The 14,023-nt window shown below is 71.9% G+C and carries 13 protein-coding genes and 2 riboswitches; of the genes, 10 read left to right on the top strand and 3 right to left on the bottom strand.

From position 1 onward, the window contains the following. Window positions 1–88: 88 nt before the first annotated feature. The 9 genes from TR49_RS28865 (at window position 89) to TR49_RS28905 (ending at window position 7,852) form a co-directional block, all read left to right on the top strand. Window positions 89–997, top strand: coding sequence for a DUF881 domain-containing protein (locus TR49_RS28865; protein WP_042386875.1), 909 nt, complete (start codon window positions 89–91; stop codon window positions 995–997). Beyond that, a complete protein-coding gene (locus TR49_RS28870) occupies window positions 994–1,326 on the top strand; it encodes a small basic family protein (RefSeq protein WP_042371085.1) in 333 nt (110 codons plus the stop codon). Before TR49_RS28865 ends, TR49_RS28870 begins: the two co-directional genes overlap by 4 nt. A 129-nt stretch (window positions 1,327–1,455) precedes the next feature. Then, window positions 1,456–2,388 (top strand): DUF881 domain-containing protein, encoded by a 933-nt coding sequence (locus TR49_RS28875; protein ID WP_042386877.1) that lies wholly within the window; start codon window positions 1,456–1,458, stop codon window positions 2,386–2,388. 106 nt (window positions 2,389–2,494) lie between these two features. Continuing rightward, window positions 2,495–3,334 (top strand): zinc-ribbon and FHA domain-containing protein, encoded by an 840-nt coding sequence (locus tag TR49_RS41805; protein ID WP_084725564.1) that lies wholly within the window; start codon window positions 2,495–2,497, stop codon window positions 3,332–3,334. A gap of 70 nt (window positions 3,335–3,404) precedes the next feature. Further along, the gene (ftsR, locus tag TR49_RS28885) at window positions 3,405–4,175 is read left to right on the top strand and encodes a transcriptional regulator FtsR (RefSeq protein WP_063770198.1); all 771 of its coding nucleotides are present in this window, start codon (window positions 3,405–3,407) and stop codon (window positions 4,173–4,175) included. A gap of 95 nt (window positions 4,176–4,270) precedes the next feature. After that, window positions 4,271–4,747, top strand: coding sequence for a bifunctional nuclease family protein (locus TR49_RS28890; protein ID WP_042371098.1), 477 nt, complete (start codon window positions 4,271–4,273; stop codon window positions 4,745–4,747). A gap of 219 nt (window positions 4,748–4,966) precedes the next feature. Next, entirely contained in the window at window positions 4,967–5,611 is a 645-nt protein-coding gene (locus tag TR49_RS28895) for a MerR family transcriptional regulator (protein WP_084725565.1), read from the top strand. A gap of 54 nt (window positions 5,612–5,665) precedes the next feature. Further along, window positions 5,666–6,376 carry a SanA/YdcF family protein gene (locus tag TR49_RS28900; RefSeq protein ID WP_042386881.1) on the top strand — a complete coding sequence of 237 codons (711 nt, stop codon included), beginning with the start codon at window positions 5,666–5,668 and terminating at the stop codon, window positions 6,374–6,376. Between the two features lie 63 nt (window positions 6,377–6,439). Continuing rightward, the gene (locus TR49_RS28905) at window positions 6,440–7,852 is read left to right on the top strand and encodes a DNA polymerase IV (protein WP_042386884.1); all 1,413 of its coding nucleotides are present in this window, start codon (window positions 6,440–6,442) and stop codon (window positions 7,850–7,852) included. A gap of 86 nt (window positions 7,853–7,938) precedes the next feature. Here the strand turns inward: TR49_RS28905 and TR49_RS41810 are convergent, their stop codons facing one another. After that, window positions 7,939–9,381: a PRC and DUF2382 domain-containing protein gene (locus TR49_RS41810; protein ID WP_084725566.1), complete on the bottom strand. Its 1,443-nt coding sequence runs from the start codon at window positions 9,379–9,381 to the stop codon at window positions 7,939–7,941. A gap of 185 nt (window positions 9,382–9,566) precedes the next feature. After that, a riboswitch (glycine riboswitch) is annotated at window positions 9,567–9,665 on the top strand. A 1-nt stretch (window position 9,666) separates the two neighbouring features. After that, window positions 9,667–9,794, top strand: a riboswitch (glycine riboswitch). A gap of 53 nt (window positions 9,795–9,847) precedes the next feature. Here TR49_RS41810 and gcvP point away from each other — a divergent pair. Continuing rightward, a complete protein-coding gene (gcvP, locus tag TR49_RS28915; RefSeq protein ID WP_042386886.1) occupies window positions 9,848–12,730 on the top strand; it encodes an aminomethyl-transferring glycine dehydrogenase in 2,883 nt (960 codons plus the stop codon). Window positions 12,731–12,881: 151 nt separating this feature from the next. Here the strand turns inward: gcvP and TR49_RS28920 are convergent, their stop codons facing one another. Together TR49_RS28920 and TR49_RS28925 are read right to left on the bottom strand one after the other, a co-directional pair. Then, entirely contained in the window at window positions 12,882–13,073 is a 192-nt protein-coding gene (locus TR49_RS28920; protein WP_042386888.1) for a DUF5999 family protein, read from the bottom strand. Between the two features lie 239 nt (window positions 13,074–13,312). Further along, window positions 13,313–13,981 (bottom strand): hypothetical protein, encoded by a 669-nt coding sequence (locus TR49_RS28925; RefSeq protein WP_052434732.1) that lies wholly within the window; start codon window positions 13,979–13,981, stop codon window positions 13,313–13,315. Window positions 13,982–14,023 lie beyond the last annotated feature (42 nt).

Below are 14,023 nucleotides of genomic sequence, written 5' to 3' on the forward strand. Positions count from 1 at the left end.
GCCCACGCCCCTGACTACGGCGGCCGTCGTGGCGACCTGTGGGGGGCCAAAGCCGGAGCACCGTGCGCAACGTGGGACGATATCCCCCATGTCGACGACCGCCCCCCGCCCCGATGAGCGCGCAGACGCGCGCTACTCGCGGCCCGACGCGTCGATGTCGCTGCTCACGAACGTGGTGGAGCACAGCCTCGACGACGGCTATGCCGACGAGGCGCGGCGAACCGGCCGCTACGGGAGCAGCCGTCTTCCGACGACGTTGCGCGGCAAGCTGGTCCTCGGGCTGGGGATCGCCCTGGTGGCGACGATCCTGTCCATGGGCGTCAGCCAGGTCCAGCAGAACGCTCCGGTCGCCGCGAAGCAGCGGCAGGAGTTGATCGACCGGATCAACCAGACCACCACGACGGCGGACGGGGTCCAGCAGCAGGTCGGCCAGCTGGAGTCGCAGCTGGACCAGGCCAGGAGGAACGCGGTCAGCGCGCCGGACACGGCGCAGCTCGACGAGCTGGAGCTCGTCGTGGGGACGACGCCCGTGTCGGGGCCCGGGATCCAGGTGTCGGTCGACGACGCTGCCTCGGCCGGCACGGATCTGAACAACGCGAGCCCGCGGGCCGGGGCCGGGTTCTCGAACACCGGGCGGGTGCGCGACAGTGACCTGCAGCTCGTGGTCAACGCGCTGTGGCAGTCCGGCGCCGAGGCGATCGCGATCAACGGCCAGCGCCTGACCAACCTCTCGGCGATCCGGGCGGCGGGAGACGCGATACTGGTCAACGACCACCCGCTCACGCTGCCGTACGTGCTGCAGGCCATCGGCGGGCCGGGACTGGAGCAGTCGTTCCAGAACAACGCGTACGGCGGGCTGTATCTGGGTCAGTTGAAGCAGAACTACCAGATCCGTTATGGCGTCTCCGCTCAGGGCGGCCTCTCGCTGCCGGCGGCGAGTGTCGGTCCGCTGCTCAATGCTCACCCGTCTCCGTCGGAAGGGACCAAGCGACCGTGATCGCCGTACTCGGGCTGGTGCTCGGAGTCGTCGTCGGGCTGTTCGTGCAGCCGGACATCCCTGCTGCCTGGGTTCCGTACCTGCCCATCGCCATCGTGGCCGCGCTCGACGCGGTCTTCGGGGGCGTGCGCGCGATGCTGGACGGGATCTTCTCCGACAAGGTCTTCGTGGTCTCCTTCCTGTCCAACGTCGTCGTGGCGGCGCTGATCGTCTTCCTGGGCGACCAGCTCGGCGTCGGTTCGCAGCTGTCGACGGGCGTGATCGTGGTCCTCGGCATCCGGATCTTCTCCAACGCCGCCGCGATCAGACGCCATCTGTTCAGGGCCTAGGCCCGGACGTGGTGTCCGTGACGTTCTGTGACAGAACCGGAGTGCAGTGACCGAATACCGGGGTAGTACGGATGGCAGGATGATCGGCACAAGCCGACAGGCAGGTACGCGAGCGGCAGGAGCAGTACGGTGAGCAGCGACGAGGCACCCCGGGGTCCGGAGGACCGGGAGCCCGAGCGCGCGCCCGAACCGGAGACCGCCGCGGAGCACGCCGGAGAGGGCGTCGGCGGGGACATGCCTGAGACCCCCGCGCACGCCGACGAGGCCGACGCGTCCGCTGATTCCGACGAGTCGGAGGAGTCCGTCGAGCCCTCGCCCGAGGCGAAGCCGGAGCCGGCGCTCAGCGGACGCCAGCGCCTGGCCGCCGCGCTGTGGCCGCCTCGGGTCAACCGGGCCCAGCTCGTGGTCGCCCTGCTGCTGTTCGCCCTCGGTCTGGGCGTCGCCTTCCAGGTGCGGGCGAACACCACCCAGAACCAGATCCGCGGTGCGCGCCAGGACGACCTGGTCCGCATCCTCGACGAGGTCGACGCCCGGCAGCAGCGCCTGGATCAGGAACGCACGCAGCTGCAGCAGTCGTTGACCCAGTTGCAGACCAGCTCGAACCAGGCCAAGGAGGCGCAGGCCCAGATCCAGCTGAAGGAGCAGCAGCTCGGCGTGCTCGCCGGGACGGTCGCCGCGACCGGCCCGGGGGTGACGCTGACCATCAAGGACCCGGGCGGGAACGTCCAGGCGGCTATGCTGCTCAACACGCTGGAGGAGCTGCGCGCGGCAGGGGCGGAGGCGGTACAGATCAACAATGTCCGGGTGGTGGCGGGTACCTGGTTCTCGGATGCGAACCGGGGGACGGTGACGATCAGCGGCACGACGGTCTCCGAGCCGTACGTCTTCACGGCCATCGGCAACCCGCAGGATCTCGATACGGCGCTCAACATCCCGGGTGGTGTGGTGCAGTCCGTGGCCAGCGACAAGGGGACGGCGACGGTGAAGCGATCGCAGTCGCTGGACGTGACTGCCTTGATCCCTTTGAGCACGCCCGACTACGCTCACACGACGCATCCATGACGTTCACGACGTTCACGTTCCGACCAGATCCAGCCGCACCAGTCCTGTCCACGATGGCTCCACCTCGCCCCACGGGCGGGTCCGTGTCACGCAAGGGGTATCGCCCGTGAGTCTGTTCTCGAAGCTGTTCGGCCGGAAGTCCCGCGAGGGCGCCGCGGTCGAGGCGCCCACCGCCCGCCACCGCCGGGCGGACGCCGAGTACGGGGCCGGTGTCCCGGGCATGCGTGCCCCCGAGGCCGACAACTACACGCCGGCCGGTGAACGACCGCTCTTCCGTGACGAGGACGGCCGACACGCGGGCGTGCCCAGTGGCGGTCCTATAGCCTCCCAGCCGGTACCCTCAAGCTCAGGTGGAGGGTTTGCGGCCGATCCGTATTCCCAAGGCCAGTCAGGCGATCCGCGACAGGAGGCCGCAGGCGTGTCGTTGTGCACCCGATGCGGATACAACAACCCCGAGTCCGCCCGCTTCTGCTCCAACTGCGGCGCCCCGCTGCGGGCTCGTACGGGCGGGGCCGAGCGTCCCTCGGAGACGACGTCCACGATCTCGATCTCGGGTCTGGAGGCTTACGAGCCCGAGACGGCCACCCAGGTCCCCGGCCTCTCGCCGGAGGCGCAGGCGGCCGTCGACGCGCTGCCGCCGGGCTCGGCCCTGCTGGTGGTGCGCCGTGGTCCGAACTCGGGCAGCCGGTTCCTGCTGGACACCGACCTGACCACGGCCGGTCGCCACCCGGAGAGCGACATCTTCCTCGACGACATCACCGTCTCCCGGCGCCACGTGGAGTTCCGGCGCCACCAGGGCGGTGCGTTCACCGTGGCCGACGTCGGCAGCCTGAACGGCACCTACGTCAACCGGGAGCAGATCGACGAGGTGCCGCTGAACACCGGCGACGAGGTGCAGATCGGGAAGTACCGGCTGGTCTTCTTCGCCGCCCGCCCGGGGTACTGAGACGCGGTGCCCCGCCCCTGGGAGGAGTGAGTCAACCGTCGTGCAAGCTGACAGCGGTATCCCCGGGGCGGTGGCGCCCTTCGTCCCCACCGGCCGTCGGGCCGGAGCGGTCGCCCTGCGGCCGCAACTGCTCAGCATCGGCGCGGTTCTGACCGAGCTGCAGGCGGAGTTCCCCGAGGTCACCATCTCCAAGATCCGGTTCCTGGAGGCGGAGCGGCTGGTCGAGCCGCAGCGGACGCCCTCGGGGTACCGCAAGTTCAGCGCCGCGGACGTGGAGCGGCTGGCGTATGTGCTGCGCATGCAGCGGGACCACTACCTGCCGCTGCGCGTCATCCGCGAGCACCTCGCCGCACTCGACCGCGGCGAGAACCCGCCCGCGTTGCCCGGCCCGGGCGGACCCGGCGGCCAGGGCGGCCATGGCGGTGCGGGGGAGGAGCCGCAGGACACGGTGACCACGCCCGGTCCCTCGGTCTCGGGCCCCCGGCTGGGGCGTGCCGAGTTGTTGGCCGCCGCCGGGATCACCGAGCAGCAGCTGACCGACTGGGAGTCCTACGGGCTGGTCGCCGCGGAGGGGGACGGCGGCTTCGACGGCGAGATGCTGCAAGTGGCGCGCCTCATCGCGGAGTTGGGCCGCTTCGGCCTGGAGCCGCGGCATCTGAGGGCGGTGAAGGCCGCCGCGGACCGCGAGGTGGGCCTGGTCGAGCAGGTCGTCGCCCCGCTGCGGCGGCACCGTAATCCGCAGACCCGCGCGCACGCCGCGGCGATGGCCCGCGAGCTGGCCAACCTCTCGGTGCGCCTGCACGCCGCCCTCGTCCAGGTCGGCCTGCGCGCACGGCCATGACTGTTGCGCTCCCCTAGCGAAGTGCGGCTTCTCGCTTGCGTCCCCGAACCATGGAGCAACTGGCCTATCGGCCCAGCGCGCCCTAGGGTTGCATTGTGAACGAGCTAGACGTCGTGGGCGTCCGGGTGGAGATGCCGTCGAACCAGCCGATCGTGCTGCTGCGCGAGGTCGGCGGGGACCGCTACCTGCCCATCTGGATCGGGCCCGGCGAGGCCACCGCCATCGCCTTCGCGCAGCAGGGCATGACACCCGTGCGTCCGCTCACGCACGACCTCTTCCGCAACGTGCTGGAAGCGGTCGGGCAGCGCCTCACCGCCGTGCGGATCACGGACCTGCGGGAGGGCGTGTTCTACGCGGAGCTGGTCTTCGCCAGCGGCGTCGAGGTCAGCGCGCGTCCGTCGGACGCGATAGCGCTGGCGCTGCGGACGGGTACGCCGATCTACGGCGCGGAGGACGTGCTCGACGAGGCCGGCATCGCGATCCCGGACGAGCAGGAGGACGAGGTCGAGCGGTTCCGCGAGTTCCTCGACCAGATCTCCCCGGAGGACTTCGGCAGTTCCGGCTCTCAGTGACTTCAGTAAGGGGAGGGTTTGAGCCGCTCCATTCGAGCGGAGATACCCGGCTCGGGGACACGCAAAACCACCCACGAGGCTGACGTCACCCGCCATGCCGAGCGTGGCGATCGTTGACGCGCTCTTGCCTACTGCCTACCTTCGACTGTGAACGTCCCGGGTGTGCCACCCCGCACCCCCGCTGCGGCGGTTCCGGAGTCGACAGGACGGAGGGTCGTGTTGAGCAGCACGGGTGACAGAACAGCCACAAGCGGCTCATGCCCCATCCATACCCCGGTCCGGACGCTGCCGCGTGCGGCGCGGTCCGGGTGGGAGGGGATGCCGACGGTGCCGCTGCCGGCGGAACCACAGGACGACGTGCTGCCCAGTGCCGAGCTGATCGGCTACCGCGGACCGACCGCCTGCGCGGCGGCGGGGATCACCTATCGCCAGCTGGACTACTGGGCCCGCACCGGCCTGGTCGAGCCGAGCGTGCGCCCGGCCCAGGGCTCCGGGACGCAGCGGCTCTACGCGGTCCGCGACATCCTCGTGCTCAAGGTGGTCAAGCGGCTGCTCGACGCGGGCGTCTCGTTGCAGAGCATCCGGACGGCCGTCGACCATCTGGCCCAGCGGCCGGAGGAGGCGCTGCCCGGCATCACGCTGATGAGCGACGGCGCGACGGTCTACGAGTGCAGTTCCGCGCACCAGGTCGTCGAGCTGCTCCAGCGCGGGCAGGGGATCTTCGGCATCGCCGTCGGAGCGGTGGCGCGCGAGGTGGAGTCCTCGCTCAGCCGACTGCACGGCGAGCGCGCCGACACCGGGGAGAACGTCCTCGGCTTCGACCCGGCCGACGAACTCGCCCGGCGCCGCAACCGCGCGGTCTGAGCCGCGCGTCCGCTCCGTCGAAGAGGGAAACGATCGACGGCGGGTGGGGGACGTATGCGGGTGGGGCTGCCACGGTTGCGCCGGTGGGGCTGGTTGCGCCCGGTGCGCTGGCACGAGCGCAGGACCCGGCGCAGGGCGTTCCAGCTGCTCTGCGCGGCGGCGCTGGCGGTGCTGGTGCCGACGGGCGTGGTCTGGTTGCAGGGCGGCCCGAGACTGCGGACCGTCGCGGACGCCCCCGCCGAGCCGGTCGTGATGGTCTTCGGCGCGGGGCTCGACGGTGGCAGGCCGTCCCCGTACCTGGCGCACCGGCTCGACGCCGCACTCGCGCTCTACCGTGAGGGCCGGGTCCGCGCGGTGCTGGTGACCGGCGACAACAGCCGGGTCAGCTACGACGAGCCCGACGCGATGCGCGCCTACCTCGTGCAGCACGGAGTGCCGGCCGACCGGGTCGTGCGGGACTACGCGGGGTTCAACACCTGGGACTCCTGCAGCCGCGCGCACCGCATCTTCGGGGTCACCCGGGCGCTGCTGGTCAACCAGGGCTACGCGGTCCGGCGCGCGGTCGCGCTGTGCGAGGCGGCGGGCATCGACGCGTACGGCATCGGCGTCGAGGAGCCGCACGACGTGACCTGGCAGGCGGGCGTGGTGCGGGAGATCGCGTCCATGGACAAGGCCGTGCTGCTCGACGAGCTGTTCGATCCGAATCCGCACCTGCTCGGGCCCAAGGAGACCTCGCTGGCCTCGGCGGAGGCCGCGGCGCACTGACGGAGGGTCGGGCGGCGGCGTCGCCGCGGCTCCGTTGTCGTACCTGTGCGCGATGATCGGGCTATGCGTCCCGTGCCGTCGATCCTGCACCTCGACATGGACGCCTTCTTCGCCTCGGTGGAGCAGGCGTCCAAGCCGAGCCTGCGCGGGAAGCCGGTGATCGTCGGCGGCCTGGGCGCGCGGGGCGTCGTCTCGACGGCCTCCTACGAGGCGCGGCGCTTCGGGGTGCACTCGGCCATGGCGATGGCGCAGGCACGTCGACTGGCGCCCAACGCCGCCTACCTGATCCCGCGCTTCGAGCTGTACCGGCAGGTCAGCGACGAGGTGATGGCGCTGCTGCGGGAGCTGTCCCCGCTGGTCGAGCCGCTGAGCCTGGACGAGGCCTTCGTCGACCTCGCGGCGGGCCCGTACGGGGAGGCGCTGGCGACGGAGGGTGCGGAGCTGGCCCGTGCGGTGGCGGAGGACCTGCGGGAGGACATCCGCACCAAGGTGGGCCTCACCGCCTCGGTGGGCCTGTCGACGACGAAGTTCCTCGCCAAGATCGCCTCCGAGCAGGCCAAACCCGACGGTCTGGTGCTGATCGAGGCCGGGCGGGAGCGGGAGGTGCTGGACACGCTCTCCGTCCGCGCGCTGCCGGGGGTCGGCCCGGCCACGGAGGAGACGCTGCGGCGCGCGGGTCTGACGCAGATCCGGGAGGTGGCTGCTCTCCCACAGGAGGAGCTGGTGCACCTGCTCGGCCGCGCGCACGGCGCGGGCGTCCACGCGCTGGCGCTCGGGCTCGACGACCGCCCCGTGGTGGCGGAGCGGGACGCCAAGTCGGTCTCCGTCGAGGACACCTTCGAGGTGGACCTGCTCGACCGCGACCACATCGTCACCGAGTTGGAGCGGCTGGCCGACCGCTGCGTGCGCCGGCTGCGGGCCGCCGGGCGGTCGGGCCGGACGGTCGTCGTCAAGATCCGCCGCTTCGACTTCAGCACGCTGACCCGGAGCGAGACGCTGCCCGCGCCGACGGACGACTCGCTGGTCATCGCGCAGATGGCCCGTCGCCTGCTGGACTCGGTGGAGCTGCTGGGCGGCATCCGGCTGCTCGGCGTCGGCGTGACGGGGCTCGCCGACTGGACGCAGGAGGACCTCTTCGCCCAGGCGCTGCGGGAGGGCCTGGAGGAGGACGCGGCGGACGAGGCCGCAGGCGAGGCTGCGGGCGAGGAGGAGGCGCGGGAGGACGCGGCGTACGGAGGCCCGGCCGGTCCGCGTGCCTTCCACCCGGGCGGGGAGCCGAAGGCCCGGCGCTGGGCGCCGGGACAGGACGTGGAGCACACGGAGTTCGGGCACGGCTGGGTGCAGGGCAGCGGCGTGGGCCGGGTCACCGTCCGCTTCGAGACCCCGAACTCGCCGATCGGCCGCGTGCGGACCTTCGCCGTCGACGATCCGGCCCTGAGCACGGCCGGGGCCCTGCCGCTGCTGGGCGGCGTGTAGCCGCAACAGGTGGACGACCCGCGTCGTGCCCCCGGCCGGAGGCCGGAGGCCGGGGGCACGTGGCGCTTTGGCCTTCCGGGCCGGGATCAGGCGCCGAGGGCGTGGCCGGGGAGGTCCGGGTTGCGGCTCGGCCCCATCGGGGTCGCCGTGCGGAGGGGGCCGCCGGACGACTGGCCGAGTGAGGGCTGCGCGTGCGACGGCTGGGATCCCGAGGAGTGGCCCCCGTTGGCCCCGGTGCCGGCCGGGGTGACCGGCGTGCCCGCCGGCTTGCTGCCGTCCTGGACCTGGATGTGCTCGCGGTGGAGCTGTTCGCGGACGACCTCCTCCTCGGTGACGCGCTCGGTGACCAGCCGGATGCGCTCGACGGGGACGACGGTCTTCTTCACCACCAGCCGCTCCTCGTGGAGGGTCACCTCCTCCACGCTCTCCGCGATCTCGGCCTCGGTCAGCTGCGCGCGCTCCTCCGCGCTGACGGGCACGCGCTCGACGCGGATGCGCTCGCGCACGACCGGCACCCGGCGCTCCACCTGCTCGCTCGTCACGTACTTGCGCAGCCGCGCCCGGCCGAGGACGTGCCACTCGGTGGTGATGTCGAGGCGCTCCTCCCGGCAGACGATCTCGAGGGGCTCCGGCACCGGGCCCTTCGAGCCGGCAGAGGCGGCCCCGGCAGCCGGGAGACCGAGACCCGGCAGCGGGTCGGTCAGCGGATCGGGGCGGCGCTGGGTCTGCGGCTCGGAGGCGGCCGAGGTTCCGGTCACGGCGCCCATGCCCACGCCCATCCCGGCGCCGCCGGCCGGGAACGGTGCGGGAGGCGGCGTCTGCACGGCGGGCGTCTGGACGGTGGGCGCGCTCGGCGAGGACACCGCGGCCGCGGCCGGAGCCGCCGCCACGGCCTGACCCGCCGTGCCCGGCTGCTGGGACGAGCCGGCGTGCGACGTCGGGGCCGTGCCGGTCATGAAGGAGGAGGTGCGGCCGTTGGCCAGGGGCTGGACCGTCGGCGTGGTCAGGGTCTGCTCGACCGGCTTCTCGTGCTCCGGCTTGTCATGACGTCCCGCCGCCATCCCGGCGGCCGCGCCGCCCGCAGCCCCTGCCGCACCGGCGCTTGCGACGACGGTGGCCGGGGCCCCGTTCGAGCCCGCCGTGCCCATGCCCGGCTTCCCGCCCGTCTTCTCACCGGCCTTCACGCCCGGCTCCGCCGCGTGCTGACCGGTGCCGGTCGGGACCTCGAGGCCGTAGTAGCGGTACAGCTGCAGCTCCTGCGCGGGGGAGAGGTGCTGGCCCACCCCGAAGTCGGGCGAGTCCTTGACCAGTGCCTTCTCGTACGGCACCCGTAGCTCGTCCGAGATGAACTCGCTCGTCGTGAGCGGCACGAAGGCGTCGCGGCCGAAGAGTCCGGTGCGCACGGCGGCCCACTCCGGCTGACCGGTGGCGTCGTCGAGGTAGACCTCGTCCACCGTGCCGATCTTCTCGCCGTTCTTGTCGACGGCCTTGTGCCCGATCAGATCCCTGGGGTCGATCTCGGTCTGCACGTGTTCCACTCCTCCATCGACCGCACCGGGTCTGCTCAAAAGACGAACGTGCTCAAGTCATACGAAAAGGCACATTGATGTCTTTGTCGAACGCTTGCGACTCTCCCGGTGTGTCGCTGCGCCGTACGGGTTGCCCCGGACCCGTCGGACGGATGATCCGCGCTGGTACCCTGGCGATTGACCGTCGAGCACGTGCGGGAGAGTCCGATCGCCCCGGAGGGCGTCGGCGCCGAAGGAGCAACTCCTCCCCGGAATCTCTCAGGCCGAAGTACCGCACTGGCGAGGTCGACTCTGGAAAGCAGGGCCGTGCCACCGGAACTCCACGGGGTTCCCCGGAACGGCGCTCACCGACGGTGAAAGCCGATCTCGAGTGGATCGGTGAAGCTCTCAGGTTCCATGACAGAGGGGGAGGCCGCCCGGGCGCCCCAGCGCGCTCACCCGGTCCGACCAGGAGGCCAGACTCCCCATGACGTCGTCGCTTTTCGAGCTGGAGCATGCCAGCCCCTTCGAGAACCGCCACATCGGCCCGACCGCCGAGGCGCAGGCCAAGATGCTGGCGCAGGTGGGCTACGGCTCCCTGGACGAGCTGACCGCGGCCGCCGTCCCGGACGCGATCCGCAGCCTGACCGCGCTGGACCTGCCCGGGGCCCGCTCCGAGGCCGAGGTCCTGGACGAGCTGCGTGAGCTGGCCGGCCGCAACCAGGTGCTGCGTTCCATGATTGGCCTGGGCTACTACGGCACCTTCACCCCGCCGGTGATCCTGCGCAACGTGCTGGAGAACCCGGCCTGGTACACCGCCTACACGCCCTACCAGCCGGAGATCTCCCAGGGCCGCCTGGAGGCCCTGATCAACTTCCAGACCGTGGTCACCGACCTGACCGGCCTGCCGACCGCCGGCGCCTCGCTCCTGGACGAGGGCACCGCCGCCGCCGAGGCCGTGGCGCTGGCCCGCCGCATGGGCAAGGTCAAGGGCGGCGTCTTCGTCATCGACGCCGACACCCTGCCGCAGACCACCGCCGTCATCGAGACCCGTTGCGTCCCGACTGGTGTGGAGACCGTCGTCGCGGACCTCAGCGAGGGCATCCCGGCCGAGATCGCCGAGCGTGGCGTCTTCGGCGTGCTGCTGCAGTACCCGGGCGCCTCCGGCGCGGTGCGCGACCTGGCCCCGGTCATCGCGCAGGCCAAGGAGCTCGGCGCGGTCGTCGCGGTCGCCGCCGACCTGCTGGCGCTGACCCTGCTGAAGTCCCCGGGCGAGCTCGGCGCGGACATCGCCGTCGGCACCACCCAGCGCTTCGGCGTCCCGATGGGCTTCGGCGGCCCGCACGCCGGCTACATGGCCGTGCGCGCCGAGTACGCGCGCAGCCTGCCCGGCCGCCTGGTCGGCGTCTCCGTCGACGCCGACGGCAACCGCGCCTACCGCTTGGCACTGCAGACCCGCGAGCAGCACATCCGCCGCGAGAAGGCCACCTCCAACATCTGCACCGCCCAGGTGCTGCTGGCGGTCATGGCCTCCATGTACGCCGTCTACCACGGCCCGGACGGCCTGGCGCAGATCGCCGCGCGCACCCACCGCTACGCCGCCGTGCTGGCCGAGGGCTTGCGCCGCGGCGGCGTCGAGGTCGCGCACGGCGCGTTCTTCGACACCGTCACCGCCCGCGTCGAGGGCCGTGCCGCCGAGGTCGTCGCGGCTGCTGCCGCCGCTGGTGTCAACCTGCGCCAGGACGGTGCCGACCTGGTCGGCATCGCCTGCGACGAGACCACGACCCGCGCCGACCTGGCCGCCGTCTGGGGCGCGTTCGGCGTCCCGGCCGACCTCGACGTGGACGCGCTGGACGCCGAGGCGGGCGCCTCCCTGCCGGATGCGCTGCTGCGCACCGACGAGTACCTGACCCACCCGACCTTCCACGCGCACCGCTCCGAGACCGCGATGCTGCGCTACCTGCGCTCGCTCGCCGACAAGGACTACGCGCTGGACCGCGGCATGATCCCGCTCGGCTCCTGCACCATGAAGCTGAACGCCACCACCGAGATGGAGGCGATCACCTGGCCGGAGTTCGCGAACGTGCACCCGTTCGCCCCGGTCGAGCAGGCCGCGGGCTACCTGCAGCTGATCAACGAGCTCGAGGACCGCCTGGCCGAGGTCACCGGCTACGACAAGGTGTCCATCCAGCCCAACGCCGGTTCCCAGGGCGAGCTGGCCGGCCTGCTGGCCGTCCGCGCCTACCACCTGTCGAACGGCGACACCGGCCGCGACGTCTGCCTGATCCCCTCCTCGGCTCACGGCACCAACGCCGCCTCCGCCGTCATGGCGGGCATGCGCGTCGTCGTCGTCAAGACGCTGCCGGACGGCGACGTCGACGTCGACGACCTGCGCGCCAAGATCGAGCAGCACCGCGACTCGCTGGCCGTGCTGATGGTGACTTACCCGTCCACGCACGGCGTGTACGAGGAGAACATCGGCGACATCTGCGCCGCGGTCCACGATGCGGGGGGCCAGGTCTACGTCGACGGCGCCAACCTGAACGCACTCGTCGGCCTGGCGAAGCCGGGCAAGTTCGGCGCGGACGTCTCGCACCTGAACCTGCACAAGACCTTCTGCATCCCGCACGGCGGCGGCGGCCCCGGCGTCGGCCCGGTCGCGGTCCGTGCGCACCTCGCGCCGTTCCTGCCGAACCACCCGCTGCAGCCGACGGCCGGCCCTGAGACGGGCGTCGGCCCGATCTCCGCCGCGCCGTGGGGCTCGGCCGCGATCCTGCCGATCTCCTGGTCGTACGTCCGCCTGATGGGCGGCGAGGGCCTCAAGCGCGCCACGCAGGTGGCGGTGCTGAACGCGAACTACATCGCGAAGCGCCTGGCCCCCTACTACCCGGTGCTGTTCACCGGCCCCGGCGGCCTCGTCGCGCACGAGTGCATCATCGATCTGCGGCCGCTGGCGAAGTCGGCGGGCGTCTCCGTGGACGACGTGGCCAAGCGCCTGATCGACTACGGCTTCCACGCCCCGACGATGTCGTTCCCGGTGGCCGGCACGCTGATGATCGAGCCCACTGAGAGCGAAGATCTGACCGAAATCGATCGCTTCTGCACGGCGATGATTGCTATCCGTGCGGAAATTGACAAGGTTGGCTCCGGAGAGTGGCCGGCGGAGGACAACCCGCTGCACAACGCCCCGCACACGGCTTCCGCGCTGGCGGGCGAGTGGGACCACGCCTACACCCGCGCCGAGGCGGTCTTCCCGGCGGGCGTGAACCCGACGACGAAGTACTGGCCCCCGGTCCGCCGCATCGACGGCGCGTTCGGTGACCGCAACCTCGTCTGCAGCTGCCCGCCGCTGGACGACTACGAGGGCTGAGGGCGCGTAGCGCCCAAGTAGGGGCGCGCGGAACTGCGCGACAAGCCACCAATAAGCAGACGGTCCCGATGGAACAGGGCCAACCGCTCAGGGTGGGTTGCTCACGCAGTTCCCCGCGCCCCTTGGTGTTGCAACGAGCCCCTGTGCGGAACTACGCGGCCCCGGCCAGGGCACGCCTCGGGGCAACCGCGCGGCCGTCGGGGAGGATCTCGCCGGTGTCCTCGAAGACGAGGACGCCGTTGCACAACAGGTTCCACCCCTGCTCCGGGTGGCTCGCGACGATCACGGCCGCTTCGCGGTCCGGCGAGTCGGCGGACGGGCACTCAGGACGGTGCTGGCACATAGCTCGTACCCTCGTTTCGGAAACCAGAGCCGCGGTTGCGGGCGCGGAGGTGTGAAGTGCCTTCTCGCCGGGTAGGACGTTGGGCTTGTTCCGCTGGTTCACAGTCTCCGCGTCCCGAGACCGAACCGCAGCCATTTGGTGACATGCGTCACGTCCGATCGGACCCGAACAGCAGAAACCACCCGTTGTGACCATGTGCCAAGTGGTCACAACGGGTGGTGCCAGGTGGTGCCGCGGGGTCAGCGTGTGCTGGTGAGCAGTGCTGCCGCGCCGGAGCCGCCCCCGGCCTTCGTCTTGGGCTCGCCCGGCTCGCCGCCGGTGAGCGCGAGCAGCGCCAGCAGTTCCTCCGCGTGGTGGGGGATGTGGGCGGTCACCCCGAGCGGAGCCGGGACCAAGGGGATCAGCAGGTCCGGCGTCGGCGTGGCGGTCAGCACGGGGTGCAGCCACAACGCGGTCATGTAGTGGGCCGGCACGGACAGCAGGCGCGGCATGTAGGTGGTGGGGGTGCCGGCCGTGTGCAGGCGGGCCTGCTGCAGGGCACGGAGCGTCGCCGCCGGGTAGGGGCCCTCGGCGAAGTGCGAGAAGACGTGCGGCTCGCCCGCGCCCAGCTCGTCGGGGCCGCGTTCGACGGTGACCGCGGCGGCGACGACCTCCTCGCCGTCCTGGATCAGGAAGCGCCAGCCGGTGCGTCGAGCGCCGGTCAACTGTGCCACGGCGTCGCCCCGAGCCGGAGCCGACATCGGGTCGAGAAGATGGAGCGGGAGCGGCAGGGCGGGGGTGAGCGGTCCGATGCAGCGTCGCATCGCCGAGGAGCGGACGGGCAGAGCGCCGGGGGCGTCCGGGTCGTCCAAGGCGTCGAGAACGGCGCGCAGGGCGGCGGCGGGCGGCTGGGGTAGCTGCAGGGACATGTCGGTTCGCCTCTCGTGGCAGCAGAGACAGGCGGGACGGGG

The sequence above is a fragment of the Streptacidiphilus melanogenes genome, from assembly GCF_000787835.1.
GTDB classification, from domain to species: domain Bacteria; phylum Actinomycetota; class Actinomycetes; order Streptomycetales; family Streptomycetaceae; genus Streptacidiphilus; species Streptacidiphilus melanogenes.